The organism is Mesorhizobium sp. C399B (assembly GCF_030323185.1).
Taxonomy (GTDB): Bacteria; Pseudomonadota; Alphaproteobacteria; order Rhizobiales; family Rhizobiaceae; genus Mesorhizobium.
On the sequence record NZ_CP100472.1, the window covers coordinates 2,459,858 to 2,486,135 of the forward strand.

The 26,278-nt window shown below is 63.7% G+C and carries 27 protein-coding genes and 1 tRNA gene; 19 read left to right on the plus strand and 9 right to left on the minus strand.

Annotation, left to right across the window (positions count from 1 at the left end; genetic code table 11):
- Positions 1-226: 226 nt before the first annotated feature.
- The 3 genes from NLY36_RS11625 to NLY36_RS11635 all read left to right on the plus strand — a co-directional run bounded on the left by NLY36_RS11625 (position 227) and on the right by NLY36_RS11635 (position 3,625).
- Positions 227-1,630: a lipopolysaccharide biosynthesis protein gene (locus tag NLY36_RS11625; protein WP_023735177.1), complete on the plus strand. Its 1,404-nt coding sequence runs from the start codon at positions 227-229 to the stop codon at positions 1,628-1,630.
- Positions 1,630-2,910 (plus strand): GNAT family N-acetyltransferase, encoded by a 1,281-nt coding sequence (locus NLY36_RS11630; RefSeq protein ID WP_023698693.1) that lies wholly within the window; start codon positions 1,630-1,632, stop codon positions 2,908-2,910. The genes NLY36_RS11625 and NLY36_RS11630 overlap by 1 nt, the downstream gene beginning before the upstream one ends.
- A 259-nt stretch (positions 2,911-3,169) precedes the next feature.
- The gene (locus NLY36_RS11635; protein ID WP_286461893.1) at positions 3,170-3,625 is read left to right on the plus strand and encodes a hypothetical protein; all 456 of its coding nucleotides are present in this window, start codon (positions 3,170-3,172) and stop codon (positions 3,623-3,625) included.
- Here NLY36_RS11635 and NLY36_RS11640 read toward each other — a convergent pair.
- Positions 3,608-4,522: a hypothetical protein gene (locus tag NLY36_RS11640; RefSeq protein WP_023735178.1), complete on the minus strand. Its 915-nt coding sequence runs from the start codon at positions 4,520-4,522 to the stop codon at positions 3,608-3,610. The two genes, NLY36_RS11635 and NLY36_RS11640, sit on opposite strands and share 18 nt — an antisense overlap.
- Positions 4,523-5,128: 606 nt before the next feature.
- Here NLY36_RS11640 and NLY36_RS11645 point away from each other — a divergent pair.
- Positions 5,129-6,280 carry a YncE family protein gene (locus tag NLY36_RS11645; protein WP_023694009.1) on the plus strand — a complete coding sequence of 384 codons (1,152 nt, stop codon included), beginning with the start codon at positions 5,129-5,131 and terminating at the stop codon, positions 6,278-6,280.
- Between the two features lie 139 nt (positions 6,281-6,419).
- The gene (locus NLY36_RS11650) at positions 6,420-6,995 is read left to right on the plus strand and encodes a cation efflux transmembrane domain-containing protein (RefSeq protein ID WP_023704303.1); all 576 of its coding nucleotides are present in this window, start codon (positions 6,420-6,422) and stop codon (positions 6,993-6,995) included.
- Positions 6,996-7,182: 187 nt separating this feature from the next.
- On the opposite strand, the gene NLY36_RS11655 is transcribed toward NLY36_RS11650, so the two are convergent.
- Positions 7,183-7,267 (minus strand) — tRNA-Leu (locus NLY36_RS11655).
- Between the two features lie 206 nt (positions 7,268-7,473).
- Between NLY36_RS11655 and NLY36_RS11660 the strand changes: the two genes are divergently transcribed.
- Entirely contained in the window at positions 7,474-8,058 is a 585-nt protein-coding gene (locus tag NLY36_RS11660; RefSeq protein ID WP_023735179.1) for a YqaA family protein, read from the plus strand.
- Positions 8,059-8,120: 62 nt separating this feature from the next.
- Entirely contained in the window at positions 8,121-8,639 is a 519-nt protein-coding gene (locus NLY36_RS11665; RefSeq protein WP_023698696.1) for a disulfide bond formation protein B, read from the plus strand.
- A 265-nt stretch (positions 8,640-8,904) separates the two neighbouring features.
- On the opposite strand, the gene NLY36_RS11670 is transcribed toward NLY36_RS11665, so the two are convergent.
- On the minus strand, positions 8,905-9,462 hold the full coding sequence (locus NLY36_RS11670) for an HNH endonuclease (protein WP_008874122.1): 558 nt from the start codon (positions 9,460-9,462) through the stop codon (positions 8,905-8,907).
- A 128-nt stretch (positions 9,463-9,590) separates the two neighbouring features.
- On the minus strand, positions 9,591-10,232 hold the full coding sequence (locus NLY36_RS11675) for a DNA-3-methyladenine glycosylase family protein (RefSeq protein ID WP_023698697.1): 642 nt from the start codon (positions 10,230-10,232) through the stop codon (positions 9,591-9,593).
- 74 nt (positions 10,233-10,306) lie between these two features.
- Here NLY36_RS11675 and gluQRS point away from each other — a divergent pair, with 74 nt between their 5' ends.
- Complete coding sequence (gluQRS, locus tag NLY36_RS11680) at positions 10,307-11,182, plus strand: tRNA glutamyl-Q(34) synthetase GluQRS (RefSeq protein WP_023698698.1); 876 nt, start codon at positions 10,307-10,309, stop codon at positions 11,180-11,182.
- Here gluQRS and NLY36_RS11685 read toward each other — a convergent pair whose 3' ends face one another.
- Entirely contained in the window at positions 11,183-11,470 is a 288-nt protein-coding gene (locus NLY36_RS11685; RefSeq protein WP_023671677.1) for a hypothetical protein, read from the minus strand.
- A gap of 219 nt (positions 11,471-11,689) precedes the next feature.
- On the opposite strand from NLY36_RS11685, the gene NLY36_RS11690 reads away from it, so the two are divergent.
- Entirely contained in the window at positions 11,690-12,565 is an 876-nt protein-coding gene (locus NLY36_RS11690) for a DMT family transporter (RefSeq protein ID WP_031195766.1), read from the plus strand.
- On the opposite strand, the gene NLY36_RS11695 is transcribed toward NLY36_RS11690, so the two are convergent.
- Complete coding sequence (locus NLY36_RS11695; protein ID WP_023671675.1) at positions 12,562-13,413, minus strand: YihY/virulence factor BrkB family protein; 852 nt, start codon at positions 13,411-13,413, stop codon at positions 12,562-12,564. The two genes, NLY36_RS11690 and NLY36_RS11695, sit on opposite strands and share 4 nt — an antisense overlap.
- Positions 13,414-13,473: 60 nt before the next feature.
- Here NLY36_RS11695 and NLY36_RS11700 point away from each other — a divergent pair, with 60 nt between their 5' ends.
- From NLY36_RS11700 to NLY36_RS11730, 7 genes are all read left to right on the plus strand, one after another.
- Complete coding sequence (locus NLY36_RS11700; RefSeq protein ID WP_084026156.1) at positions 13,474-14,340, plus strand: SDR family oxidoreductase; 867 nt, start codon at positions 13,474-13,476, stop codon at positions 14,338-14,340.
- Positions 14,341-14,364: 24 nt separating this feature from the next.
- Positions 14,365-14,556: a twin transmembrane helix small protein gene (locus NLY36_RS11705; protein WP_023671673.1), complete on the plus strand. Its 192-nt coding sequence runs from the start codon at positions 14,365-14,367 to the stop codon at positions 14,554-14,556.
- Between the two features lie 19 nt (positions 14,557-14,575).
- Positions 14,576-15,157, plus strand: a complete 582-nt coding sequence (locus NLY36_RS11710) for a cob(I)yrinic acid a,c-diamide adenosyltransferase (RefSeq protein WP_023698700.1) — start codon at positions 14,576-14,578, stop codon at positions 15,155-15,157.
- A gap of 31 nt (positions 15,158-15,188) precedes the next feature.
- Positions 15,189-15,989, plus strand: a complete 801-nt coding sequence (locus NLY36_RS11715) for a rhomboid family intramembrane serine protease (protein WP_023698701.1) — start codon at positions 15,189-15,191, stop codon at positions 15,987-15,989.
- 215 nt (positions 15,990-16,204) lie between these two features.
- On the plus strand, positions 16,205-16,954 hold the full coding sequence (locus tag NLY36_RS11720; RefSeq protein WP_023671670.1) for an electron transfer flavoprotein subunit beta/FixA family protein: 750 nt from the start codon (positions 16,205-16,207) through the stop codon (positions 16,952-16,954).
- Positions 16,955-16,974: 20 nt separating this feature from the next.
- Complete coding sequence (locus NLY36_RS11725; RefSeq protein ID WP_023671669.1) at positions 16,975-17,904, plus strand: electron transfer flavoprotein subunit alpha/FixB family protein; 930 nt, start codon at positions 16,975-16,977, stop codon at positions 17,902-17,904.
- 120 nt (positions 17,905-18,024) lie between these two features.
- Positions 18,025-18,903, plus strand: a complete 879-nt coding sequence (locus tag NLY36_RS11730) for a 3-hydroxybutyryl-CoA dehydrogenase (protein WP_023671668.1) — start codon at positions 18,025-18,027, stop codon at positions 18,901-18,903.
- A gap of 27 nt (positions 18,904-18,930) precedes the next feature.
- On the opposite strand, the gene NLY36_RS11735 is transcribed toward NLY36_RS11730, so the two are convergent.
- The 3 genes from NLY36_RS11735 to NLY36_RS11745 all read right to left on the minus strand — a co-directional run bounded on the left by NLY36_RS11735 (position 18,931) and on the right by NLY36_RS11745 (position 22,259).
- Positions 18,931-20,865 (minus strand): PAS domain S-box protein, encoded by a 1,935-nt coding sequence (locus tag NLY36_RS11735; RefSeq protein ID WP_050587141.1) that lies wholly within the window; start codon positions 20,863-20,865, stop codon positions 18,931-18,933.
- A 202-nt stretch (positions 20,866-21,067) separates the two neighbouring features.
- Positions 21,068-21,706 (minus strand): NrsF family protein, encoded by a 639-nt coding sequence (locus NLY36_RS11740; protein WP_023671666.1) that lies wholly within the window; start codon positions 21,704-21,706, stop codon positions 21,068-21,070.
- Between the two features lies 1 nt (position 21,707).
- Positions 21,708-22,259, minus strand: a complete 552-nt coding sequence (locus tag NLY36_RS11745; protein ID WP_023671665.1) for a sigma-70 family RNA polymerase sigma factor — start codon at positions 22,257-22,259, stop codon at positions 21,708-21,710.
- A 204-nt stretch (positions 22,260-22,463) separates the two neighbouring features.
- On the opposite strand from NLY36_RS11745, the gene NLY36_RS11750 reads away from it, so the two are divergent.
- From NLY36_RS11750 to NLY36_RS11760, 3 genes are all read left to right on the plus strand, one after another.
- Entirely contained in the window at positions 22,464-23,471 is a 1,008-nt protein-coding gene (locus NLY36_RS11750; RefSeq protein ID WP_023735181.1) for an iron ABC transporter substrate-binding protein, read from the plus strand.
- Positions 23,472-23,625: 154 nt separating this feature from the next.
- Positions 23,626-25,197, plus strand: coding sequence for an ABC transporter permease (locus NLY36_RS11755; protein ID WP_023694015.1), 1,572 nt, complete (start codon positions 23,626-23,628; stop codon positions 25,195-25,197).
- Positions 25,194-26,276: an ABC transporter ATP-binding protein gene (locus NLY36_RS11760; RefSeq protein ID WP_023686694.1), complete on the plus strand. Its 1,083-nt coding sequence runs from the start codon at positions 25,194-25,196 to the stop codon at positions 26,274-26,276. Before NLY36_RS11755 ends, NLY36_RS11760 begins: the two co-directional genes overlap by 4 nt.
- Positions 26,277-26,278 lie beyond the last annotated feature (2 nt).

Here is a 26,278-nt window from a genome sequence, read left to right on the forward strand (position 1 = left end):
AACTGCTCGGAGAAGCTTTCGTCCACTCCCGTCCGGGGACCGATTGCCTTCGGCAACTCCCCGGCGTTCGCTCGCCGTTCGTTTTGCCGCCGGCATGCGATTGACGCACCTTGCACACGCGGCCGTCCTTGTCCGCTCGGCTACCCGCTCCCCACCCAACCGTTTCTTAATGTGTCTCCGCTACATCGAAACCTTGAAAAGAGGCGGAAAACGGAGAGACATCGGGGTGCGCTTTTCCGCGGCGACGACGGCCGGGCGGTTCTTGCCGCAGCGCTTGGCGCTGCGCATGGGGCCTCTGCTTGGCCGCATCGATGCGGTGCTGTTCACCGCCGACGAGCGCGGCGAAGCCGGGCGCATGTCGCTGATCGCCTTTGCCATCCGCATCGTCAGCGCCGTTATCGCCTTCATCAGCCAGGTTCTGATGGCGCGCTGGATGGGCTCGTTCGAATACGGCATCTTCGTCCTCGTCTGGGTGACGATGGTCATCGTCGGCAACCTCGCCTGCCTCGGCTTCCACACCTCGGTCATCCGCTTCATCCCCGAATACCGCGAACGCAACATGCTGGCCGAGCTGCGCGGCATCGTGGTCGCCAGCCGCCTGTTCGTGCTGATTGCCTCAACCGCGATCGCCGGACTTGGCGCACTGGGCGTCTGGCTGTGCGCGAACTGGATCGAGAGCTACTATGTGATGCCCTTCATCCTCGGCCTGTTCTGCCTGCCGATGATCGCCATGGGCGATCTGCTGCAAGGCCAGTCACGCGCCAATTCCTGGGCGTTGTTTGCGTTGTCGCCAACCTATCTGGTGCGGCCGGTGCTGATCCTGGCGCTGATGGCGCTGATGCTGGCAATGGGCTATGCGCCCGACGCCAGGACAGCGATCTTCGCTTCGATCGCCGCCACCTACGCCACCACGCTCGGCCAGCTCATCGGCGTGACCACACGCATGGGCAGGAATATCCCGGCCGGGCCGATGAAGGTGCATTTCGCCGAGTGGTTCATCGTTTCGCTGCCGATCTTCCTGGTCGAGAGCTTCTTCTTCCTGCTCACCAACGCCGACGTGCTGATGGTCGGCGCCTATCTCCAGCCCAATGATGTCGCCGTCTATTTCGCCACCGTCAAGACGCTGGCGCTGGTGCATTTCGTCTATTTCTCCGTCAAGGCCGGCGTTGCCCAGCGCTATGCGCAGTTCACCCATGGCGAACCGGAAAAGCTCGCCGCCTTCGCCCGCGAGACCGTGTCGTGGACGTTCTGGCCGTCGCTGCTGATGGCGCTGCTGGTGCTGGCGCTCGGCGAACCGATGCTGGTTCTGTTCGGCCCGGAATTCACCGCCGGCTATCCGCTGTTGTTCCTGCTGGTGTTCGGCGTCGTGGCGCGCGCCGCCGTCGGCCCGTGCGAAAGCCTTCTGACGATGAGCGGCAACCAGAACATCTGCGCCGCCGTCTATGCCATGACGCTGGCCTTCAACATCGGTCTCAACGTGGTGCTGATCCCGTTCTTCGGCCTGTGGGGCGCGGCGATCGCCACCAGCCTCGCCATGGTCTTCGAGGCCAGCGCCCTGTCCTTCACCGTCTGGCGCAAGCTCGGCATCGTCATGCTGATCTTCGTGCCCGCTGCCGAGGGAGCCGCCTGATGGCCGCCATCCCGCTGATCGAGGAAACCAGCGGCGGTCCGGCCGGCGCCATGGTGTCCGGCCTTGCCGGCCTGGCGCGCGACGCCGATCCGGCGCATCTCGAGATCCTCGCCAACAACCGGCCGCTGCGCAAGCTGGCGATCTATCCGGCTTCGGCCGGCTTCGAACTGGTCGAGGAACTCGACTATCTGTGCACCCGCACGATCGAGCCCAACGTCTTCTTCAACCCGCGCTTTCTGGCGCCGGCCATGCCCCGGCTGGAAGATCGCGAGGTCAAGCTGGCGGTGATCCGCGACGGCGACGAATACCGCAACCGGCTGCGCCTGCTGGTGCCGTTCTCGGTCGAAAGGCCGGCCGTGCCGCTCGGCGTTCCGGTGATGCGCACATGGTCGAGCCCGTTCGGCCCGATCGGCACACCGCTGGTCGACCACGACGACCCGATCGGCGTCGTCGAGGATTTCTTCGGCATGCTGTCGCGGCCGCATCTCAAGTTGCCGAAGGTCTTCGTGCTGCCCGACATGCGGCTCGACGGCCCGTTGGCCAGCGTGCTTGCCACCGTTGCCGAGACGCGCGGCCTGACAATGGTCACCACCGGCAAGGCGGACCGGCCGGTGCTGGAAAGTACGCTCGACGGCGAGGCGTATCTGAAGGCATCGCTGCGCGCGCACCACTACCGCGAATTCCGCCGCCTGAAGCGGCGCCTGGGGGATCTCGGCAGGCTGGAACATGTCGTGGCGCGGGGACCGGACGAAATCCGCCACGCCATCGAAAGTTTTTTGACGCTGGAAGCCGCCGGCTGGAAGGGCCGCGAGCGCACCGCCATGGCCATCGACCGCTACCGCGCCGCCTTTGCCCGCGAAGCCGTGCACCGGCTGGCCGAGCACGACATGTGCCGCATCCATTCGCTGACGCTGGACGGCCGCACGATCGCCTGCCTGGTCGTCTTCGTCGAGGCCGGCGTCGCCTACACCTGGAAGACCGCCTATGACGAGACGCTGGCGACCTATTCGCCGGGCACGCTGTTGATGATCGAGGTGACCAGGCAGCATCTCGACGACCCCAACATTATGATGACCGATTCCTGCGCCGTGCCCGACCATCCGGTGATGAGCCGGCTGTGGAGCGAGCGCAAGCCGATGGGCTCGCTGGTGATCGGACTGACGCCGGATGCCGACCGCCTCGCCCGCCAGGCCGCCTCGCAGCTGCATCTCTACCGCGAGACCCGCAACATGGCCCGTCTGCTGCGCAATCGCGTGAAGAGTTTGCTGGGACGGCGATAGAGCCGATGGCCTGCGCGTTGTTATAGTGGCGGAGCGCGACCGGGCTTCTTGATCTGAGACTTTGTAGTAATCGCGGCAGCTGGCGGTTCCGGTTTTTGGACCGGCGGGAGGGGGCTGGAATTGGGGGGCTATCGGGCGCCTTGGGAGCGCTGGTGCCGACTTTGACCAACATGGCAGAAATCTTCCACTGCCGGTCGATAGGAGCGAAAACAAGTTCGAAGTTTAGCTGCATCGCGGCAGAGGGAAAAAACCCTGCCATATGCAGCATGCCGTTGGATTCGATTTGCGGCATCAACGTCAATTGCGGCTCGAGCACGGCTACACCGCTGAGATCAAGCCCTTCGTTGCGCTGCTTCGCGAAAATCTCACCCAGCCGAGCAGGGTTGTTGGCTTGAAAGTCCGGGGCGCCAAGCTCACGCAGCACGGAATAATTTCCGGTCCTGTTTGCATGGTCGAGTGCCAGCAATGTGGACCTGACCAAGATCAGGACGCCATTGTGGTCGATGTCCGCCGGTTTTGGGGCGTCGGACACCTTGGACGCCGAACGACCATCCTTCTTAGCCTGTGCGTGGGCGGGAAGCACTTGCAGGCAGCAGACGGCCATGACCAAGGCCAGCCACGTCAATCGGCGCATTTTTCACACCCTCCGGCCAAGGCCGCCGGCTCTTGCTCCATCCTCGGCGCTTGCAGGCAGGCGCTAAAACTCGCCGGCTAGACCGAGGCGGAAACCATGGCTGGTTCCACCGCCATAGGCATAACCCGCGGTGAACGCGAAAGGTTCATCGAAGTCGAGGCGATGAGCGAGCGAGCCACCGAACGCCGTTTCACCCTTGAAATAACCGACATTGCCGGCCCAGCTCGTGCGGCCCGGAACGGACGGCATTGGGGCAGTTGTCATTGCTATTGCCGCTGCGATGCCCTGACGGGCCTCGGTGCGATTCTCGGAAATCTCCGTCCCTAGTTCAGAGAAGCCGCTCTCCAGCGCGCCGACTCGTCCGTCGAGCGATGCGATATCGCTGGTGTTTGTCGTCACACGCGTATCGAGCGACGCGAGCATGGTGTCGTGTCCGGCAAGCCGGCCGTCTTGCTCCGTATCCTTCGCTTCCGTCTGCGTGATCCGCGTCTCGTGATTGGCGAGGGTGGTGTCCTGCTGGACGTTTTTGGTCTCGACGCCGGTGAGCCGAGTATCTTGCTGCGTGTTCTTGGCTTCGACATCGTCTAGTCGGCCATCCTGCTCAATGTTCTTTGCTGAAGCGTCGCCGACGACGCCGTCAACATAATCCTTGTTGGCCGCATCCGTTCCTGCCGTCGGGGTGCCGACGTTCGTTACGATGTTGCCACCCATATCAACCGCTCCACCGAAGGTCGCCGCACCCGTCGCCGCGTCGAAATTAATTTGGCTGCCGTTGGGGCCAATAGTGATACCCGGTGCGGGCACAAAATAATCGTCGGAGTCCGAACAATCGTCGTTTATTGTGGTGCCGATCACGCCGGCAAAGCTGCAGATCGTGTTCTCTGGATCTCCCGCGTCACCACCGAAGACGACCTGTGCCGAAGCTGGCGCTACCGAAGAAAGCATGAGAATGAGAAAAAACACTGACAGCGAGGCCACTACGCAGCCAAATCGGCTCTCGTGAGAAGCTTTGCAAGTTGAGTCCATCACGCCCTCCACCACCATTCCCTGCGTAAAGGTGATCGGCGGCCCAAGGTTGAGTCAATCGTCAATAGCGGTTTTCCTCCCGAATCCAGGCCCAGCTCGGCGACATGGCGTTCTCGATGTTGCTCCTGAGCAACAACTTATGCGGTCATTAGCAGGCAGTGTGTCAACCTGTGTGCAAGGTGGACGAGGAGATCCGAGGACGTTCGCAACGTGAGGTAATGATGGAAGCCATGCAATATTGCGAGCGAAATTGAGCGCTTCGGCGGCAGTCCGGACGTGGGCAATCTCAGTGCAGACGGCAGACAGCTTTGACTGTCCGGCCGCTTCGATGGCGGCGCTGTAGCGCGGTCAAGGCATCCGACGCGCCAAAGCAGGCTGATATTGACCGAAACGGATTTTGATCTTGGTTGCTATCGAGCCGCTTGTGCTCGCGATACAGGTCACCAATGACTGCGCCAACCGCGCGGGGAGCCTGAGAAAAGCCACTGGATCAACGGCAAGACACCAGCTATGGGTCGGCGCGGCAATTTCGGCCGGCCTTCACGACAAGCCATCCTGATGATCAGAACCTTTTTGCGTCACGCCGGTCCCCGTGCGGCCTTTTTGCTGCTTGCGCTGCTGCCTGTCCGCGCCTGGGCCGATAGCTGTCCCGAGGATTGCAGCGAGCCCGCGCCGTCCATCAACATCTACAGCCACACCGCCGCCAGCCATCTCAGCCCGGCCACGCTGGGTGCACTGCCGCGCGTCTATGTGCCGAACCGCTCCTCCAACAGCGTCACGGTGATCGACACCATGACACTCAAGGAAGTCGACAGGTTCCCGGTCGGCAGCAAACCGCAGCACGTCGTGCCGTCCTGGGACCTGAAGACGCTCTGGGTCGCCAACAATGGCACCGGCAAGAACGGCAGCCTGACGCCGATCGACCCGATGACCGGCAAGCCCGGCCCGCAGATCGCCGTGGACGATCCCTACAATTTGTATTTCATGCCGGGCGCGGCCATCGTCGTCGACGAAGCCCTGGAGCGGCTCGATTTCCGCGATCCTCACACCATGGCGCTAATGTCGAGCCTGCCGACGCCCACTTGCCCCGGCATCAACCACGCCGAATTCTCGGTCGACGGGGCCTACGCGATCTTCACCTGCGAATACGGCAATGGCGGATTGGCAAAGATCGACCTGAAGAACCAGAAGGTGCTTGGCCATCTCGACTTCTCGAAAATGGGCATGCCGCAGGACATCCGCCTCTCGCCCGACGGCAAGGTTTTTTACGTCGCCGACATGATGAATGACGGCGTGTTCCTCGTCGATGGCGACAGTTTCAAGGAGATCGGCTTCATCCCGACCGGCATCGGCGCCCATGGTTTCGTCGTCAGCCGCGACGGCAAGCGGCTCTATGTCTCGAACCGGGGCTCGCACAAGATGGAGCAGGGCCAGGCAAAGGGACCGGGCAGCGTGACCGTGATCGACTTCGCCACCCGCGCGGTCGTCACGCAATGGCCGATCCCCGGCGGCGGCAGCCCCGACATGGGCAATGTCAGCGCCGACGGCAAACAACTATGGCTGTCCGGCCGCTTCGACAGTGCCGCCTACATGATCGACACGACATCGGGCGCGGTGACCAAGTTTCGGGTTGGCTCAGAGCCGCACGGCCTGACGGTGTGGCCGCAACCGGGACGGTATTCCCAAGGCCATACGGGGAATATGCGCTAAGTCCGTGTTCGAGGCGCGGCTCGAACGCAAAAGGTCGCAAGGGCAACCGCCCATCGGCCGGGACCCGGAACGAGCAGGGGCTTTCCTTGGAAACCGCGAAGCTGTAGCTCCACACACTGGTTTCGGATCCTGCCAGAAGATGAACCTTCGCCGCATCGTCCTCATCGTCGCGCTTCTCAATCTTGCCTATTTCGGGATCGAGTTCGCTGTGGCGCTCGCCATTGGATCAGTGTCCCTGTTCGCCGACAGCATCGACTTTCTTGAAGATGCTTCCGTGAACCTCCTTATCCTGCTCGCACTTGGGTGGTCTGTGCGCTCCCGTGCGCGGGTGGGGATGGCATTGGCGCTCATCCTTCTCATGCCGGGTCTGGCAACGCTCTGGACGGCTTGGGAGAAGTTCAACGTGCCGGTGCCGCCGCAGCCCATCGCCTTGACCTTGGCGGGACTTGGCGCCCTCGCCGTCAACCTGTCCTGTGCCTACATGCTGGCCGCGCACCGGCATCGTGGCGGCAGCCTCACAAAGGCGGCCTTCCTGTCGGCCCGCAACGACGCCTTGGCCAACATCGCCATTATTGCCGCAGGGTTCGTCACGGCCTTGCTCTGGCATTCCGCGTGGCCCGATTTGGCGGTGGGATTGGGGATCGCGGTCATGAACGCCGACGCGGCCCGCGAAGTGTGGGAAGCTGCCCGTGAAGAACACCGTGCGGCGGCCTGAGAGCACGTAGAGCGGGGCTACCGGCCGCCGCTGATTGGCGCTATCGCTGTCATTCGCAGCAGCCGCCGCTGGGTCTTTGTCGAGGCACTGTTCGAACCCGGAGGGTTCGCAAGGGCGACCGCCCGTCGGCCGGTCAGGCCGCCCCATCGGAGCCCGTGAGCGAAGCGAACTGGCGTGAGATCAAAAATGGTGCCCCTAGCCGGAATCGAACCAGCACTCCTTGCGGAACTCGATTTTGAGTCGAGCGCGTCTACCAATTCCGCCATAGGGGCTCAGGCCCAAAGGCCTGGATGGGCGCGGACTATACGGTTGGAGGCGTGTTCGTCAACTGGCCAAATGCGCCGCCGTGCCCTGCTTGCGGCAAAAGCCCGCCTTTCTGTTTCGTGAAGCTCCTGCCATTGTGCGGCGCGGAAAATCTTTCTAGACAGACGCGCATCAAAGCGCGTTGCGTCTGGGCAACCTGCATCCAGGAGAGCCGATGCTTCGCGGACTTTACGACTGGACCTTGTCGCTGGCCGCCCGCAAATCCGCCGAATGGTGGCTGGCCTTCATCGCCTTCGTCGAAAGCTCGGTGTTTTTCATACCTGCCGACGTCTTGTACCTGCCCATGGCGTTGGCGCGGCCCGAACGCGCCTATCGCTACGCGTTGACCGCTACTGTCGCGTCCGTGCTGGGCGGCATTGCCGGCTGGCTGATCGGTTACTATGCCTACGACACGATAGCACGGCCGATGCTGGAGCACTTTGGCGGCCTTGACGCGTTCGAGAGGTGGCAGTCGGCCGGCACCGGGCTGATGCTGGTGCTGCTCGTCACATCGGGTGCCGCCCACCTGCCGCCGATCAAGGTGGTCACCATTCTGGCAGGCGCCCTCCACGTCAATCTTGTCGTCTTCATCGTCTCCGCCATCCTGGCGCGTGGCGCTCGTTTCCTGCTTCTTGCCTGGCTGCTGCGCCGCTATGGCGAGGAGATCAAGGAATTCATCGAGAAGCGTTTGGGATTGATCGTCGGCGCCGGCGCCGCCGCCCTGATTTTGCTCTATATCGTCGTCAGATACGCCTTCTGACCGCCCAAGGCGGGCGGTGGGTCAGGACTATGCCGGCGGACGGCGAATTCAACGGACGAAACATGACAGCCACGATGACAGCCGATACCGGACGCCAGCGGACGCGCACCGCTTTGTTTCTCGCCGTCGCCATGGCCGCCACGGTCGGCTCCGCGCTCGCCTTCCAGCACATAGGCGGCTACATCCCCTGCCATCTCTGCCTGGAGCAGCGCACGCCCTATTATATCGGCGCCCCGCTGATGTTGCTGGCGGTGATCGCCTCGATGTTCAGCGCACCCGCATGGCTGACGCGCGGCCTGCTTGCCGTCGGCGGCCTGCTGATGCTCTACGGGCTCTATCTCGGCGTCTATCATTCGGGCGTCGAATGGGCCTGGTGGCAGGGTCCGGCCGATTGCACGGCCGGCGCCGGCCCGGTCGATACCGGCGGCAAAGGCGTGCTCGACGCGCTCGACAAATTCGTGCCGCCATCCTGCGACAAGGCAGCCCTTCGTATCCTCGGCCTGTCGCTGGCCGGCTGGAACGCCATCGCCAGCTTCATCCTCGCCGCCGTCGCCTTCCGCGGCGCGCTGGCGCGCGAATAATCAAGTGCGAGGTCGCGCCATGCGGCCAGTCTCTTAAGTTGGCACCGCCCCTCATTGCCCTGCCGGGCATTTCTCCCCGTATAGTGACGGGGAGAAAGACGCAGTCATCAATGGTATCGCCAATCCCGAACGCTGAAAGAAGGGCGCCAAATTTGCAGCCAATTCCCTTCTCCCCGTCACTATTCGGGGAGAAGGTTGCGGCAGCCGGATGAGGGGCAGCACCTGACATCGGCGATTGCCCTGGCAAGGCCGATCGGGCCAATCCCTACGGCTCCAACTCCACATCCCAGTAGAGATAATCCATCCAGCTTTCATGCAGATGGTTGGGCGGGAACAGCCTGCCATTGTTGTGCAGGTCGTGCACGGTCGGCTGGTAGGGCTTCTGCAGCGGCCACATCTTGGCGTGCGCCGGCATCATGCCGCCCTTCCTCAGATTGCAGGGTGAACATGCGGCCACGACATTCTCCCACGTCGTCGCCCCGCCGCGATGGCGCGGGATGACGTGGTCGAAGGTCAGATCCTCGGGCGTGCCGCAATACTGGCACTGGAAGCGGTCGCGCAGGAACACGTTGAAGCGGGTGAATGCCGGGTGCCTCGACGGCTTCACATAGGCCTTCAGGCTGACGACGCTGGGCAGCTTCATCGAAAAGGTCGGCGAAGACACCGCATGCTCGTATTCGGCGACGATGTTGACCCGGTCGAGGAACACCGCCTTGATGGCGTCCTGCCAGGACCAGAGCGACAAGGGGTAATAGCTGAGCGGACGGTAATCCGCATTCAGCACCAGCGCAGGAAGCCCATCCGGAGATACGGCAACCGTCACCTTGTTGACCTCCTCGTTCTAGAACCGATCGGCGCGGATACTGTAAGCCCGACATGACAGGGATGTGAAGCGGATTGTCACTCGTCAAAAGCGGCAAAAATGCAGGATTTTAACGCTTTTTTGCCGATTCAGGCCGGGGGTGCTGCGTCCCTGCCCCTGGTTTCGCGATAATAGGACCAGAAAAGCCGCGATGCGACACCTCGCCACGGGCTCCATGATTCGGCCAGAGCGATCAGTGTTTTCTCCGGCGGACGCGGCTCTATGCCGAGCGCGTGGCCAACCGCGCTCTGCAGCGCGACGTCGCGCGCGGGGAAAATATCGGGGTGGCCGGCGGCAAACAGGAGATAGACTTCCGCCGTCCACGGGCCGATGCCCGGCACCGCGATCATAGCCGCGATCGCCTCTTCGGCGTCGAGCGAACAGAGGTGATGCAGGTCGAGCCCGTCAACCACGGCCTGCGCAACCGCGATCAGACCGCGCTGCTTCGGCCGCGACAGCCCGGCCTCGCGAAACATGTCCTCGCCGGCGGCAAGGATCGCCTGCGGCGTCAGCGGAGCGACCAGTTTCACCAGCCGGCCGAAAATCGCATCGGCGCTCGCACGGGATACTTGTTGCGAAACGATAATGGAGGCCAGGCTTCGAAAGCCGGGCTCCGACAGCCGCAGCGGCACCTCTCCGGCCATGCCGCGCACCTTTTCCAGGCGCGGATCGATTGCGCAAAGCGCATCCAGCCCGCGCGCAATATCGTCCAGTGTCGCGATGCGTTGCATGTTTTCTTGTTCCTGAACCGGCCGCACGGTAGCAATTGGCAAAACCGCTGCACAACCCGATTGCCGCTTGTGAGATGACGCTCCTGACATTCCGCTTCGCGCCGAGCCCGAATGGCGAACTGCATCTCGGCCATGCCTATTCGGCACTGCTCAACCAGCAACTGGCGCGTGCGGCCGGCGGCCGCCTGCTGCTGCGCATCGAGGACATCGACACGATCCGCTGCACGCCTGAATTCGAGGCCGGCATCTTTCGCGACCTCGAATGGTTAGGTCTCGAATGGGAACAGCCGGTGCGGCGCCAGGCCGAGCATTTCACCGACTATCAGGCCGTGCTCGACCGGCTGGTCCGCGAAGAACTCGTCTACCCTGCCTTCATGAGCCGTGGCGAGATCAGGGCCTTCATCGCCGACAGCGAAAAGCGCGGCCGCGACTGGCCGCGCGACCCGGACGGCGTGCCGCTTTATCCCGGCGCCGACAAGGCGCTGCCGATCAGCGAACGCAACCGCCGCATCGCCGAAAATGCGCCCTTCGCCTGGCGCCTCGACGTTAAGGCGGCGCTGGCGCGCGTCGGCACGGATTTGTCCTGGCGCGAATTCACCAACGAGACGCTTTCGGCGACGCAGCGCGTCGAGGCGCGTCCGCAGGACTGGGGCGACGTCATTCTGGCGCGCCGCGACATCCCGACCAGCTATCACCTGGCCGTCGTCGTCGACGACGCTCTGCAAGGCGTCAGCCATGTCGTGCGTGGCCGCGACCTCTATTCCGCGACCGGCATCCAGCGCCTGCTGCAGGAATTGCTCGGCCTCGGCCAGCCGCAGTATTTCCACCACCGTCTCATACTCGGTCCGGATGGGCGCAAACTGTCGAAGAGTTTTGCTGATACCGGCCTTGCCGCGCTGAGGCAGGCAGGCATGTCGCCGGACGAAGTCAGGCGGCTGGCCGGGCTATGACTAAAGCCGGGCCAGCCCCGCCTTGAGCAGCGCCAACGCGCCGATAAACGCGAAGGCGCCGCCCAGTCCCCAGGCAACCGCGAGCTTCAGATCTCTCAGGACGATGCCATGTTCGTTCGCGGCCATGACCGCGGCGAAAAAGCCGAGCGTGAACAGCAGCGTGTTGCCGGTCGACCCAAAACCGTCCTCCTGCATGATGGCGTCGAGCGCTGAACCGAAGAAGAAGCCGAACACGGCCACACTGGCCACCGTCATCAACAGCCAGCTTGTGTCCAGATGCAACAGCATGCGCGCTCCCTGTCGAAGCCAAAACGCCATGTCGCCGGATCGATCGACAGAAGTCGATTGCCCTGACGCCGCCCTTTGAATTCGGCCACCTCCTACATCAGGATGAGCTTATGTACCAATTGTTTCGCTTTGCTTGCCGGATTGAACCGCATTAGAGCAATTGCCGTATTTGTCTCTTCACCGAATCGGACCTCTCCACCGGAAACGGCTTCCCCGAAAATGCACAGTCTCAAGCGGTTCATCCCCGCCTCGTTTGTCGTCCTATGGGCGACAGGTTTCATCGGCGCGCGCTACGCCATGCCCTGGGCGGAGCCCTTCACCTTTCTGGCAGCCCGCTTTGTCATCGCCGCCTTGCTGCTTGCCGGGCTGATGCTCGTGCTTGGCTCGAAGCGAGCCACAAGGGCAGAAGCGCTTCACGCCACGGTCGCCGGCATCCTCATGCATGGCATCTATCTCGGCGCCGTGTTCTGGGCGATCCACAGGGGCATGCCCGCCGGGCTTTCGGCGCTGATCGTCGGCCTGCAACCGCTGATCACCGCCGTGCTTGCCGGCCGGTTCCTCGGCGAGGACATCCTGCCGCGCCATTGGGCCGGCCTTGCCGTCGGCCTTGTGGGAGTGATCATCGTGCTGTGGCCGAAGCTCGGCGCTCTCGGCGGCGGCGTTACGCCCGAAACCCTGACGGCGTCGCTGGTCTCGGTGCTGGGCATGAGCGCCGGGACCATCTGGCAGAAGCGCTATGCCTCGGGTGGCGACCTGGTGGCGGCGACGATGTGGCAATATATCGGCGGCGGCTCGCTGATGATCCTGGCTTCGCTGGCACTGGAGACCCACACGGTGATCATCAACGGCGAACTGATCTTCGCCATGGCCTGGCTGGTCCTGGTGCTGTCGATCGGCGCCATCTTCCTGCTGATGGTGATGATCCGCGACGGCGAGATGTCGAAGGTCGCGTCGCTGTTCTACCTGGTGCCGGCCGTCACCGCTGTCATCGCCTGGGCGCTGTTCGGCGAACAGCTCAGCCTCGTGCAGATCGTCGGCATGGCAATCGCGACGCTCGGCGTCGGGCTGGCCACGGCTCGGCCAGCCAAAACCTAGCTGCCGACCCGTGCGCGCGCTTCGAGAAAGCGGCTGATCGCCGCATTGAGTTCGCCGCCGAGGATGAAGATCGCCGACAGCATATAGAGGAAAACCACGGCGATCATGATCGAGGCGAGGCCGGCATAGGTCGTCACATAGGACGAGAAATGGTCGAGGTAGGTCGCGAACATCGTCGAGCCGACAAGCCACGCAGCCAGAGTGAAGATGATGCCAGGCACCAGCGAGACAAAGCGGCGCTTGCCCGCCGGCAGCCAGTAGTGGACGGCAAACAAGCCACCAATGATGACGGTTGAGGCGATGACGTAGCGCCACAGCGTGATCGTGCCCGTATAGGGTTTGATCCACTCGAAATGAGCTTCCGCCAGCCGCGCCAGCAAAGGCGCAAAGACCAGGAGCACGCTGATCGCCAGGAAACCGGCCGTCGCGATCAGCACGAAGAAAATGCTCTGCACCCGGCGGTAGATGATGCCGCGCGTTTCGGCGACGCGGTAGGCGCGGTTGAGCGAGGTGCGCAGCGCCTCGATGCCGTTGGAGGCGAAATAGGCCGCCAGAAGCACGCCGTAGGTCAAAAGATCGGTGCGCCGCACGGTCAGCACGTTGAGCACCTCGCGCGCGATAGGCTTGGCGATCTGTTCGGGCCAGGTGTCGAAGACCAGGTGCACGGCAGTATCGGCGAACGCCTGCGCACCGAGGAAGCTCGCCAGCGTGGTGGCGAAGATCAGGAACGGGAACAGCGCCATGAGCGAAGTGATCGCCAGATGGCTGGCCATGGCCCAGCCGTCATCGGTGTTGAAATGGCCAAGCGCGTCATAGAGCACGCGGCGCAGCACGACGATATTCCGCATCAAGAGCCGCGTTCCCTTCGATTGTCTCGACGCCGCGAATATGGGAAGGGATTGTGGCAAATGGCAACCCTTGCTCAAACCACGATGCCGCCTGCCAAAGAGTTGCGCACCATCATCGTCACCGGCGCCTCGTCCGGGATAGGCGCCCACTGCGCCCGTGCGCTGAAGGCGGATGGCTGGCGCGTGTTTGCAACGGCGCGCAAGCCGGATGACATAGCCGCACTTGAAGCCGACGGCATCGAGGCCTTTTATCTCGACTACCGTGAGCCGGATTCCATCGCAGCACTTGCGGCATCGGTGCTGGAGCGGACAGGCGGACGCCTCGACGCCCTGTTCAACAACGGCGCCCATGCACAGCCCGGCGCCGTGGAAGACCTGCCGGTTGCGGCATTGCGCGAGCAGTTCGAGGCCAATTTCTTCGGCTGGCACGACCTCACCCGACGCATCGTACCGGTAATGCGTCGCCAGGGACATGGCCGCCTCGTTCATTGTTCCTCCATCCTTGGGCTCGCGCCGGTGCCTTTTCGCGGCGCCTACTCAGCCTCCAAGCACGCGCTCGAAGGCCTGATGCTGTGCATGCAGCAGGAACTCAGGGGCAGCGGCATCCATGTCTCGCTGATCGAACCGGGGCCAGTGACCTCGAAAATCGCCAGCAACGGGCTGTTCTGGTTCCTGAAGAACATCGACCACAAGAATTCCGTCCACCACCTCGCCTATGCCTCGCAGCTGGCGCGGCTTCGGGCCGGCGGCAGCTCATCGCGGCTGAAAAAGGGGCCGGAGGTGGTCTATGCGGCCTTGCGCCATGCACTTCTGTCGCGGCGCCCGCGCCCGCACTATGTGGTAACAGTGCCGGCCAGGATCGGCGTGATGCTCAAGCGCATCCTGCCGGCATCGATGCTCTACCGCGTTCTGGCCAGACGCGCCTGACCGCAACAGAACTGGGAACAGATCATGGCAACCGTCATCAAAGTCCTCCTCGTCCTCGTCATGGTCGCCGTGGTGATCGTGCTTGTCCGCGGCCTCATCAACATGATGCGCGGCGGCTCCGGTGTGAGCTCGAACAAGCTGATGCAGGCGCGCGTGCTGTTGCAGGCGCTGGCGTTGGCACTGATCCTGCTGGTGGTGTACTTCACCCGCAAGTGACGGCCGTTCGGGAGGCGACGTGGTCAAGCTCAACAAGATCTACACCCGCACCGGCGATGACGGCACCACTGGCCTCGGCACCAGTGAACGCAGGCTGAAATCCGACCTGCGCGTCGATGCGTACGGCACCGTCGATGAAGCCAATGCCTGCATCGGCATCGCCCGCCTGCACACAGCGGCAAGTTATCCCGCCATCGACGCCATGCTGTCCCGCATCCAGAACGATCTGTTCGACCTCGGCGCCGATCTCGCCGTGCCCGACGACGGCAAGCCGCTCGGCTACGAGCCGCTGCGCATCATCGCCTCGCAGACCGACCGCGTCGAAAAGGATATCGACCTTCTCAACAAGGATCTGCAGCCGCTCAAATCCTTCGTGCTCAATGGCGGCACGCCGGCGGCGGCAGCACTTCATCTTGCCCGCACCGTGGCGCGACGGGCCGAGCGGATCATGGTGGCGCTGGCGCAGGACCCGGCCGAACATGTCAATCGCGAGGGGCTGAAATACATAAACCGCGTCTCCGACTTTCTGTTCGTCGCCGCTCGTGCGGTCAATGACAACGGAAATGCCGACGTGTTATGGGTGCCCGGCAAGAACCGCTGAATTTTCTCGAAGGCGGGAAAGGGCTTGGGGCATGTTCATCCCGCTTTACGACTCCAACAGGTTGCGCCACATCCGGCTGCAATATGTGACGATCGGCCTGATCGCGGCCAACGCGTTGGTCTTTCTCATCACCACGATCGGCGGCGAAAATTTCAACAACGCCGCCGTGCTCGGCCTCGGCTTCATCCCTTCGGTTGTCCACGACACGGCAGAACTCTCGCCCCAATTCGTCGTCATTCCGGAGAGCCTGAGTTACCTCACCTATGCCTTCCTGCATGCCGATATCATTCATCTCGGCGGCAACATGCTGTTCCTGTGGGTGTTCGGCGATAATGTCGAGGACGCACTCGGCCACATCCGCTACCTTATCTTCTACCTGCTTTGCGCCATCGCCGGCGCCTTCTTCCAAGGGCTCGTCGCCTGGAGTTCGGAGGTGCCGCTGATCGGCGCCTCCGGCGCCATTGCCGGCGTCGTCGCCGCCTATCTGGTCCTCTACCCCCGGGTGAAAGTGTGGGTGCTGGTCTTTGCCCGCATTCCGCTGCGTATCCCGGCCTTCATCCCGCTGATCCTGTGGATCGGCTTCCAAGTGGTGATGTTTGCCGCCGGCGGCGAAAACCAGATATCCTGGGCCTGCCATATTGGCGGCATCATTGCCGGTGGCGTGCTGGTGCTCATCATGCGCAGCCGCGGCGTGCCGCTGCTCGCCGGTGACGACGGCGAGCCGGAACCCGCCGATCAGCCAGCCGCTTCTACTGGGCCGGCGCCAGCCGGTCCCGCTCCCGTGCAACCTGAGACGCGTTGGGGCCGGGGTGGCGCTTCCGGTCACAACTGAACCGATTTGAGCGGTTTGGCCGCTGCCGTGGCATATTGACGTGTTGCGTCGCCACAACTACGGAGAGCGCCACCGCTAGGCGGCAGAAGACCAGAATTCGTCCGGCCAGGATTCCGTTTGGCCGCAATTCAGTCAGGAATGTCGGCTTTCGACAACTCTGCGGAGGCGCACGCTGCTATAGCGCGCCCGGATATCTCAGGAGAGGTGACAGGCAAATGAAGATCCTTGTGCCCGTGAAGCGGGTTGTGGATGCGAACGTCAAGGTTCGCGTCAAGGCTGATGGTTCGGCGGTTGAACTCGCCAATGTCAAGATGGCGATGAACCCGTTCGACGAGATCGCGGTGGAAGAGGCACTCCGGCTGAAGGAAGCCGGCAAGGCCGAAGAGATCATCGTCGTTTCGATCGGCCCGCAGCAGGCGCAGGAAACGCTCCGCACCGCGCTCGCCATGGGCGCCGACCGCGCCATCCTGGTCAAGACAGATGAACAGACCGAGCCGCTCGGCGTCGCCAAGGTGCTGAAGGGCGTCGTCGACGCCGAGCAGCCCGGCCTCGTGATCCTCGGCAAGCAGGCGATCGATGATGACTCGAACCAGACCGGCCAGATGCTGGCCGCCCTGCTCGGCTGGGCACAGGGCACCTTCGCCTCCAAGGTCGTGCTCGACGGCGATAAGGCCAAGGTGACGCGCGAAGTCGATGGCGGCCTGCAGACGGTGGAACTGAAGATGCCGGCGATCATCACCGCCGATCTTCGCCTCAACCAGCCGCGCTACGCCTCGCTGCCCAACATCATGAAGGCCAAGAAGAAGCCGCTCGACGAAAAGAGCCCGGCCGATTACGGCGCCGACGTCAAGCCGCGCCTGAAGGTGCTCAAGACCGAGGAGCCCAGCGGCCGCAAGGCGGGCGTGAAGGTCAAGAGCGTCGCCGAACTGGTCGACAAGCTGAAGAACGAAGCCGGCGTGCTCTGAGACTGGAAGGAACAGATAAAATGACCATTCTCCTCATCGCAGAACACGACAACGCAACTCTTTCCGACCAGACCGCCAAAGCGCTCTCGGCGGCGCTGCAGATCGGTTCGGACGTGCATGTGCTGGTGGCCGGCAAAGGCGCCAAAGGCGCTGCCGACGCCGCCGCCAAGCTCAAGGGCGTGAGCAAGGTGCTGCTGGCCGAGGCCGACGAACTGGCCGAGCGCCTCGCCGAACCGCTCGCCGCACTCGTTGTCTCGCTGGCCGGCGCCTACGACACCATAATCGGGCCGGCGACCTCGTCGGGCAAGAACGTCGCGCCGCGCGTGGCGGCCCTGCTCGATGTCGCGCAGGTCTCCGAGATCATCGAAGTGGTTTCACCAGACACGTTCAAGCGGCCGATCTATGCTGGCAATGCGATCCAGACGGTGCAGTCTACCGACGCCAAGAGGGTCATCACTGTGCGCACCGCCTCCTTCCAGGCTGCCCCCGAGGGCGGCTCGGCAGCTGTCGAGACGGTGAAGGCCGCGGCCAATCCCGGCCTCTCCACTTTCGTCGAGAACAAACTCTCGGAAACCGACCGTCCGGAGCTGACCTCGGCCAAGATCATCATTTCGGGCGGCCGCGCGCTCGGTTCCTCGGAAAAGTTCCAGGAAGTCATCCTGCCGGTCGCCGACAAGCTCGGTGCAGCCGTCGGCGCCTCGCGCGCTGCCGTCGACGCCGGCTACGCCCCGAATGACTGGCAGGTCGGCCAGACCGGCAAGGTCGTGGCGCCTGACCTCTATATTGCCGTCGGCATTTCCGGCGCCATCCAGCACCTTGCCGGCATGAAGGATTCGAAGGTCATCGTCGCCATCAACAAGGACGAAGAGGCGCCGATCTTCCAGGTTGCCGATTATGGCCTGGTCGGCGACCTGTTCGTCATCCTGCCGGAACTGCAAAAGGCGCTTTGACGCTTTCTGCCAAAGCGTATTAAATTGTGAAAGGGTGGGGTAGACGAAGCTGCCCCACCCTTTTAGTTTGCACTGCACAAAAAGCAGGCCGCAAAGGCCTTTTCGACGGGATCGCTGCAAATGGCCAAGATCGAGACGATCGGCATCATCGGCGCCGGCCAGATGGGCGGCGGCATCGCGCATGTATCAGCACTTTCGGGTTTCAAGGTGCTGATCTACGACGTCTCGCCCGACCGTATCGAGAAGGGCATTGCCACGGTCAGCGGCAACATGGCCCGCCAGGTCGGCTCCGGCAAGCTTGAGGAAAAGCTGCGTAACGAAGCGATGGCGCGCATTTCCGCAGCCCCCACCATGGCTGATCTCGCCGGTGCCGATCTGGTTATCGAGGCGGCGACCGAGGACGAGACGGTCAAGCGCAAGATTTACGCGCAGCTCTGTCCCCAGCTCAACCCGGAAGCCATTCTGGCGACCAACACCTCGTCGATTTCGATCACCCGGCTTGCCGCGCAGACCGACCGTCCTGAGCGTTTCATCGGCATACATTTCATGAACCCCGTGCCGCTGATGAAGCTGGTCGAACTGGTGCGCGGCATCGCTACCGAGGATCAGACCTTCGAGGCGGCCAAGGCCTATGTGAAACAGCTCGACAAGACCATCACCGTCTCTGAAGATTTTCCGGCCTTCATCGTCAACCGCATTCTGTTGCCGATGATCAACGAGGCGATCTACACGCTCTATGAGGGGGTCGGCTCGGTCGATGCCATCGACACCGCCATGCGGCTCGGCGCCAACCATCCGATGGGACCGCTGCAGCTCGCCGATTTCATCGGCCTCGACACCTGCCTGTCGATTATGCAGGTGCTGCATGACGGCCTGTCGGATTCGAAATATCGCCCCTGCCCGCTGCTGGTGAAATATGTCGAGGCCGGCTGGCTCGGCCGCAAGACCGGGCGCGGCTTCTACGACTATCGCGGCGAGCATCCGGTTCCGACGCGCTAACCACCAGAACGAAAGTTCCGTGCTCCCTCAGGACGCCGCTGCAAGCGGCGGCTCTGCTTGGCCTCTTGACCCGGTATCGTCAGGCGCCACGGAAACACAGCCGCGGCCGGCGGCCTTGGCCGCATAGCAGGCAGCATCGGCCCGGGCGATGATCTCGTCGACTTCACCGCTGTTGCTGTGGATTGGCGCCAGCCCGATGCTGGCATCGATCGCATGCGGCCGGCCGTCCCAGCTGAACTGCAGGCCGCGGATGGCGTCGATGACAGAGCGTGCGGCAATCCTGGCGCCGGCGCTCGGCCCGGCTTTCAGGATGACCGCGAATTCGTCGCCGCCGAGGCGGGCCACGATATCCTCCGGCCCAAGCGCACCGCGAATGGCCTCGGCAACCCGCTTCAGCAAGGCGTCGCCGGCGGCGTGCCCGCCAGTGTCGTTGACCAGCTTGAAATGGTCCAGATCGATGAACATGAAATGATGTTCGCCCGCCGACCTGGCTGTGCCGGCCTTGCGGCTCCGGTCGACCAGTTCCTCCATGGTGCGGATAAAGCTCGAACGGTTGGCAAGGCCGGTCAGCGCATCATGCGCGGCGGCATAGGCGAGCTGGCGCTGCAAGGCGCGCGCATCGGTGAAGTCCTGGAAGACGATGACAAGACCGCAGAACTCCTGGCGGTCGTTCATGATCGGCGACACCACCTGGCGGATGCTGCAGCGTGTGTCGTCGCGACGGATGAGGACGGCGCGACTGTTCTGGTCGGCAGGGCTGGCGCTGCCGAGCGCCGGCCGCGTCATGCCGATCCTTTGCCCGGTTTCTTCGTCCACCGCCCAGTAGACATGGCCAAGCGTCTTGCCGAGCGCCTCCGCGCCAACAACGCCGGTGAGCTTTTCGGCGACCGGGTTCATGAAGGTGATGCGGTTGGCGGCATCGGTGCAGATGACGGCGTCGCCGATCGACTGCAGCGTCACCCTCAGCCGCTCCTTCTCGTCGGCCAGCATTGCCGCCGATACGATGAGGCTTTCCTCGGTTTGCTTGCGCTGGGTGATATCGGTCAGGCTGCCGATGGCCCTGACCAGCCGTCCGTCCTTGTCGCGTTCGAGCGTCTTGCCGCGGTCGAGGATCCAGACCCAGTGGCCATCCTTGTGGCGCATCCGGAACTCGGCTTCGAAGAACGGTGTCCTGCCCTCCAGATGGGCACGATCGGCTTCGGCGACGTTTTCGCGATCGTCGGGGTGGATCATCGCCAGCCAGCGGTCGGGGTCGCCGTCCAGTTCGCCATCGGCATAGCCCAGCATCTTCACCCAGGTGGCGGAGTAGGTGGTGCCGCCCTTCCGCATATCAAGATCCCAGACGCCTTGTCCGGCGCTGGCCAGGGCAAAATTCCAGCGCGTTTCGGCTTCGGCTATGCGCGCCTCGGATTGCTTGCGCGCATCGATATCCTCGATCTGGGAGACCAGGTAGAGCGGGCTCCCGCTCTTCTCGTCGCGAATGACGGAACCGGCAAGATGGGCCCATACCGGCGTGCCGTCCTTCCTGAGGTAGCGCTTTTCGAAGTGGAAGGCGTTGACGGTGCCCGCCCGCATGCCGTCCATCGTCTCACGGCCGATCTGCACATCGTCGGGATGGGTGATCTGAAAGAAGGTCAGCGCCTCGATCTCCTGCTTGCTATAGCCGAGCATGGCGGCGAAGGCCGGGTTGGTTTCATGGATGCGGCCGTCGAGGCCGACAATGGCGATGCCGATCGCCGAATCCTCCATGGCGCGGCGGAAACGCTGCTCGCTTTCGGCGATCTGCCGGCGGTCGTCCAGTATCCGGTAAATGAACAGGGCGGCGAGAATCAGCGCAACGGCGGCGACCGGCACCGATATCTGCAGGCAGAGTTTCAGCACTTCGGCGCTGACATCGAGCCGCGACAGCAGGAGCGCGACCACGGCAGCGCAAAGCCCTCCGGCCGCAAGCACCAAAGCCACGTGACTGTCAGCCCGCAGGCTTTTTCGCTCTCGTCGCATCACTGTGCATGCCACCCCATGCGCAACACATTTCTGCAAAAAACACTGGATGATCGATTTTAAGGAAAGGTTGCGCCGGAGCCACCGGCAACACGGTGAACCCGCAAACAATTGCCGGCATGATTAAGGATCGGTGATTATTGGGCGATCTTGAACCGCCCGGTCACCAGCGCACGAAGAACCGTCCCCCGAGCGCGCCCAGACCGGCGAGGACGGCGATGGCGAGCGTGTACCAGGTGGCGACGAAAAGCGGCGAATCGTCGAAGCAGTGCGCGGCGTAGAAGGTTGCCGCCAGGCCGCCGGCGAGCAGTCCCGCGACCGCCCCGGCCAACACCGGCCGCGTCGGCGCGCCATAGCGCAGCATCCACAGGAAGACGGCAAGCGGGCCGATTCCGATCAGCGGGATGAAGCCCATGCAGATCATCATGTTGGAGCCGACCATGCGCGTGCTCCACATCGGCTCCGGCACCATGAACAGTTCGAGAGCCACCGCCACGGCCACCAGCAGCGGCGCCGCCAGCATCCAGGCCGCGGCTCTTGCCGTCGAAGCGCCCGGCGTCGACAACGCCCGGACCAGGCCAAAGGCGGTGACGGCTAGCACGATGGTGAACACGAACTTCGCCAGGAACCGCATCGTGTGCATGGCGGTCATGATGTCGGGACGCGGGCCGATGGTGAGAAAGAAGACCAGAGCCGCGATCACCGCCGCGGCTGCCGCCGCCATCAACCAGGCCGAGCGCAGCGGCATCGCCTTGCTGCTTGTGTCGGCGTCGAGTGCCTTGATGAGATCCTCCGTCCTCATGTCACTGCCGCCCGAAGCGCCCCTGCCCAAATCGCTTGGCGATCGCGGCAAGCCCGCGATGCAGCGACACCCGCACCGCCGTCTCGCTGACGCCGAGCCTGGCCGCCGTCTCGCCGATGGAGCGGCCGTCGACCGAGATCGAAGAAACGACGGAGCGCTGCGCAGCCGGCAGTCCGTCCAGCGCCCGGTTGATGTCGCGTTCGCTGACGGTCTCGGTTTCCGGCTCGGCAAAGGTCTCGGCGATCTCGTCGATCTCGATTTCGATGCGCCGTCCGCGCCGCCGGAAAGCATCGATCAGCTTGAAGCGGGCTATCGCATAGATCCATGGCAACACCGGCGCGTCCTGGCGCCAGGTATGCCGTTTCACATGAATGGCCAGCAAGGTTTCCTGCACGACATCCTCGGGATCGACCCCGCCCTGTACGATCTTGCGCCTCGCAAAGCCGCGAACCAGCGCGGCGATCCGGTGCAAAAAGTCGGCGTAGGCCCTTTCATCTCCCGCGATCGCGGCCCGCATCAGCCGGGAAAGCTCGGCCTCATCCTTGCCGCTCACAAGAGTTCACTCCCCGATCTTCGCGCCTCGGCACCGATTTGTTACGTGTCCGGCGAAATAATGTCCAAGCCAAAGTGCCGCAAAATCACGAAAGTTTGCGGGAGCGGCGACCGATTGAAGCAGCCGAGCAATGTTGACTACTGCTGTCAGGTATCGATAGGTGCAGCCTGCGAAACCAGAACCACCGAGATTGAGGATGACGCCATGAGATACACGCTCTCCACCCTAGCGGGGGCCACAGCGCTGGCCGTGAGCATGATCGCCGGGCCGGCGATGGCCGCGGATGCAGGCATCATCGTCTACAACGCCCAGCATGAGAGCCTGGCCAAGGAATGGGTCGAAGGTTTCACCAAGGAAACCGGCATCAAGGTCACGCTGCGCAATGGCGGCGACAGCGATTTCTCCAACCAGATCGTCGCCGAGGGCGCTTCTTCGCCGGCCGACGTGTTCCTGGCCGAAAACTCGCCGGCGATGACCCTGGTCGAAGCGGCGGGCCTTTTCGCGCCGGTCGACGCCGACACGCTGGCGCAAGTCCCGGCCGAATTCCAGCCGAGCAGCGGCAAATGGGTGGGTGTCGCGGCGCGCAGCACCGTCTTTGCCTACAACAAGACCAAGCTCACGGCCGAAAAGCTGCCCAAATCGATGCTCGATCTCGCCGATCCCGCCTGGAAAGGCCGCTGGGCAGCCTCGCCTTCCGGCGCCGATTTTCAGGCCATCGTCAGCGCGCTGCTCGAGCTCAAGGGCGAAGCCGCAACCGCCGACTGGCTGAAGGCCATGAAGGAGAATTTCACCGCCTACAAGGGCAACGGCACGGTGATGAAGGCGGTCAATGCCGGCGAGATCGAAGGCGGAATCATCTACCACTATTACTATTTCGGCGATCAGGCAAAGACCGGCGAAAACAGCAAGAACGTCGAACTGCATTATTTCAAGAACCAGGATCCCGGCGCTTTCGTCTCGATCTCCGGCGGCGGCGTGCTCGCCTCGAGCAAACACCCGAAGGAAGCCCAGGCGTTCCTCAAATGGGTGACCGGGAAAGGCGGCCAGGACGTGCTGAAGACCGGCACGTCCTTCGAATACGCTATCGGCAAGGACGCGCAGTCCAATCCCAAGCTGGTGCCGCTGGCCGACCTGCAGGCGCCGAAGGTCGATCCGGCGACACTGAACTCCAAAAAGGTGACGGACCTGATGACGGCAGCCGGCTTGCTTTAGGCTGGGTTCGTCCTAAAAGGGCAACGATTGCGCTCCTGCCGGACTTTCCGCAGGAGCGCTCTGTTTTCGAGATGGCATTGTCCATGACAACACATTGCGTTTCCGGCCGCGCCTGCGGCGCCCCCGCCCCGGCGGCAGTGGCGCGGTCGAGCTGATGCAAACTGCGGTCGATCTCGCACGTTCAGGCCAGACAGTCGGGCGGTCCCGCCGGAAGCCCATGTCCTGGATCGCGCTTGCCGCCATAATTGTCTCGCTGCTGTCGCTGCTGCCGCTGGCGTTCATCATCTGGATCGGTGTGCAGATCGGCTGGGACACTGCTTCGGCCCTGGTCTTCCGGCCGCGCGTCGGCGAACTTCTGGTCAACACCGTGCTTCTGGTGGCGCTCACCGTGCCGATCGCCACCGTGCTGTCGGTGACGCTGGCATGGCTGACCGAGCGCAGCGACCTGCCCGGCGCCCGCCTGTGGGCTTGGCTGTCGGTGGCGCCGCTCGCCATCCCCGCCTTCGTGCATTCCTACGCCTGGATCACCATGGTGCCGACCTTGCACGGCCTGTGGGCCGGCGTGCTGGTCTCGGTTCTCGCCTATTTCCCGTTCCTCTATCTGCCGCTGGCGGCGGCTCTGCGCCGGCTCGATCCTGCTTTGGAGGACGCAGCCGCAGCACTCGGCCTTGGACCATGGCGGGTGTTTTGGCGTGTCGTGCTGCCACAGCTGAGACTGGCCATTTGCGGCGGCGCGCTGCTGGTCGGCCTGCATCTGCTGGCCGAATACGGCCTCTACGTCTTCATCCGCTTCGACACTTTCACCACGGCGATCGTCGACCAGTTCCAGTCGACCTTCAACGGTCCCGCCGCCAACATGCTAGCCGGCGTCCTGGTGACTTGCTGCTTCGTGCTGCTCGCGCTGGAGGTGCTGGTGCGCGGCGAGGAACGCTATGCCCGCGTAGGCTCGGGTGCCGCGCGCCGCCAGCAGCGCACCAGGCTCGGGCGCGCCACGCTGCCTTGCCTGGCTCTGCCTGCCATCACCACGCTGCTCGCCATCGGCGTGCCCTTCGTCACCATCGGCCGCTGGCTGGTCGCTGGCGGCGCCGATGTCTGGCGTTTCGACGAGATCGGCCTGGCGCTTGGCCAGACGCTCTTCCTGGCGCTCGCCGGCGCCTTGCTTGCGACAATCGCCGCCATGCCGATGGCCTGGATCTCGATCCGCGCGCCCGGGCCGCTGCAGCGGCTGCTCGAGGGCTGCAACTACATCGTCGGTTCGCTGCCCGGCGTCGTCATCGCGTTGGCGCTGGTCACCATCACCGTGCGCATCGCCATGCCGCTCTACCAGACGCTGTTCACAATCCTGGTCGCCTATGCGCTGATGTTCCTGCCGCGCGCCTTGATCAGCCTCAGAGCCTCGATCGCACAGGCGCCGGTCGAGCTCGAACGCGCCGCCGCCAGCCTTGGCCGGCCGCCGCTGAAGGCGCTTTGGTCGACAACGATTCGCCTGTCGGCGCCGGGGGCTGCGGCCGGCATGGCGCTGGTCGCGCTCGGCATCATGAACGAGCTGACCGCCACCCAGATGCTGGCGCCCAACGGCACGCGCACGCTGGCCATGGCGTTCTGGTCCTATAGCGGCGAGATCGACTATGCCTCCGCCGCCCCTTACGCCTTCATCATGGTGGCGATGTCGCTGCCGCTGACCTGGCTGCTCTATGTCCAGTCGAAACGGATGGCCGGGCGATGAGCTTTCTCGAAATCAGTGGCCTCACCAAGCACTACGGCCCGGTCGCAGCCCTTGCCGGCATCGAGCTCAGCGCCGCAAGCGGCAGTCGCACCGCGATCGTCGGCCCGTCCGGCTGCGGCAAGACGACGTTGCTGCGGCTGATCGCCGGCTTCGAGGCGCCCGACCAGGGCCGCGTCGTGCTCGACGGCGAGGTGCTGGCCAATGGCGGCCATGCGGTGCCGGCGCACCGCCGCGGCATCGGCCTGGTGGCGCAGGACGGCGCCCTGTTCCCGCATCTCAGCATCGGCGACAATATCGGCTTTGGCATGGCCCGCGGCGAGGACCAGCGCGCCGAGCGCATCGCCGAGCTCGCCTATACCGTCGGGCTGGACAAGGCGATCCTCAAGCGCCGCCCGCACCAGCTCTCCGGCGGCCAGCAGCAGCGCGTGGCGCTGGCCCGCGCCATGGCGATGAAGCCCAGGCTGATGCTTCTCGACGAACCGTTCTCGGCGCTCGACACCGGTCTGCGCGCCTCGATGCGCAAGGCGGTCGCCGAACTACTCGAAGCCGCCGGCATCACCACCATCCTGGTCACCCACGACCAGGCCGAGGCGCTGTCCTTCGCCAGCCAGGTGGCGGTCATGCGCGACGGAAAGTTCTCTCAGATCGGCACACCGCGAGAACTCTATCTGCAGCCGAAAGACCGCATGGTTGCCGAGTTTCTTGGCGACGCCATCATCTTGCCGGCAAAGATTTCAGGCGGCTTCGCCACCTCCTCGCTTGGTCGCATAGCCGTCGACTCGAAGGAGCGGCGCGACATCGCCCGCATCATGCTGCGACCGGAGCAGGTGCAGGTAAAGCGCACGTCGCGCGAAGGCATGTCGGGTCCTGCGGGCACGATATTCGCCGAGGTGACGGACTCGGAATTCGCAGGCTCGATGTGCACCATTGCCGTGCGGCTGTTGAACAACCCCGATCCGCCGGACGCCGCGGCGATCGGCAGCACACCGCTGACCTTACGCAAGCCGGGAATCGACGCACCTGCCGTCGGCGAGATCGTGCGTCTGACAGTTTCCGGCAAGGCGCATGTCTTCGCCTGAAC

Coding starts and splice junctions, on each gene's coding strand:
- NLY36_RS11695 (WP_023671675.1), bottom strand. CDS start 13,413: ATGCGGAATATCGTCGTGCTGCGCCGCGTGCTCTATGACGCGCTTGGC.
- NLY36_RS11755 (WP_023694015.1), top strand. CDS start 23,626: ATGCAAACTGCGGTCGATCTCGCACGTTCAGGCCAGACAGTCGGGCGG.
- NLY36_RS11650 (WP_023704303.1), top strand. CDS start 6,420: ATGAACCTTCGCCGCATCGTCCTCATCGTCGCGCTTCTCAATCTTGCC.
- NLY36_RS11715 (WP_023698701.1), top strand. CDS start 15,189: ATGTTCATCCCGCTTTACGACTCCAACAGGTTGCGCCACATCCGGCTG.
- NLY36_RS11700 (WP_084026156.1), top strand. CDS start 13,474: ATGGCAACCCTTGCTCAAACCACGATGCCGCCTGCCAAAGAGTTGCGC.
- NLY36_RS11660 (WP_023735179.1), top strand. CDS start 7,474: ATGCTTCGCGGACTTTACGACTGGACCTTGTCGCTGGCCGCCCGCAAA.
- NLY36_RS11665 (WP_023698696.1), top strand. CDS start 8,121: ATGACAGCCACGATGACAGCCGATACCGGACGCCAGCGGACGCGCACC.
- NLY36_RS11730 (WP_023671668.1), top strand. CDS start 18,025: ATGGCCAAGATCGAGACGATCGGCATCATCGGCGCCGGCCAGATGGGC.
- NLY36_RS11690 (WP_031195766.1), top strand. CDS start 11,690: ATGCACAGTCTCAAGCGGTTCATCCCCGCCTCGTTTGTCGTCCTATGG.
- NLY36_RS11675 (WP_023698697.1), bottom strand. CDS start 10,232: ATGCAACGCATCGCGACACTGGACGATATTGCGCGCGGGCTGGATGCG.
- gluQRS (WP_023698698.1), top strand. CDS start 10,307: ATGACGCTCCTGACATTCCGCTTCGCGCCGAGCCCGAATGGCGAACTG.
- NLY36_RS11630 (WP_023698693.1), top strand. CDS start 1,630: ATGGCCGCCATCCCGCTGATCGAGGAAACCAGCGGCGGTCCGGCCGGC.
- NLY36_RS11685 (WP_023671677.1), bottom strand. CDS start 11,470: ATGCTGTTGCATCTGGACACAAGCTGGCTGTTGATGACGGTGGCCAGT.
- NLY36_RS11725 (WP_023671669.1), top strand. CDS start 16,975: ATGACCATTCTCCTCATCGCAGAACACGACAACGCAACTCTTTCCGAC.
- NLY36_RS11705 (WP_023671673.1), top strand. CDS start 14,365: ATGGCAACCGTCATCAAAGTCCTCCTCGTCCTCGTCATGGTCGCCGTG.
- NLY36_RS11720 (WP_023671670.1), top strand. CDS start 16,205: ATGAAGATCCTTGTGCCCGTGAAGCGGGTTGTGGATGCGAACGTCAAG.
- NLY36_RS11635 (WP_286461893.1), top strand. CDS start 3,170: ATGCAGCATGCCGTTGGATTCGATTTGCGGCATCAACGTCAATTGCGG.
- NLY36_RS11760 (WP_023686694.1), top strand. CDS start 25,194: ATGAGCTTTCTCGAAATCAGTGGCCTCACCAAGCACTACGGCCCGGTC.
- NLY36_RS11750 (WP_023735181.1), top strand. CDS start 22,464: ATGAGATACACGCTCTCCACCCTAGCGGGGGCCACAGCGCTGGCCGTG.
- NLY36_RS11645 (WP_023694009.1), top strand. CDS start 5,129: ATGATCAGAACCTTTTTGCGTCACGCCGGTCCCCGTGCGGCCTTTTTG.
- NLY36_RS11740 (WP_023671666.1), bottom strand. CDS start 21,706: ATGAGGACGGAGGATCTCATCAAGGCACTCGACGCCGACACAAGCAGC.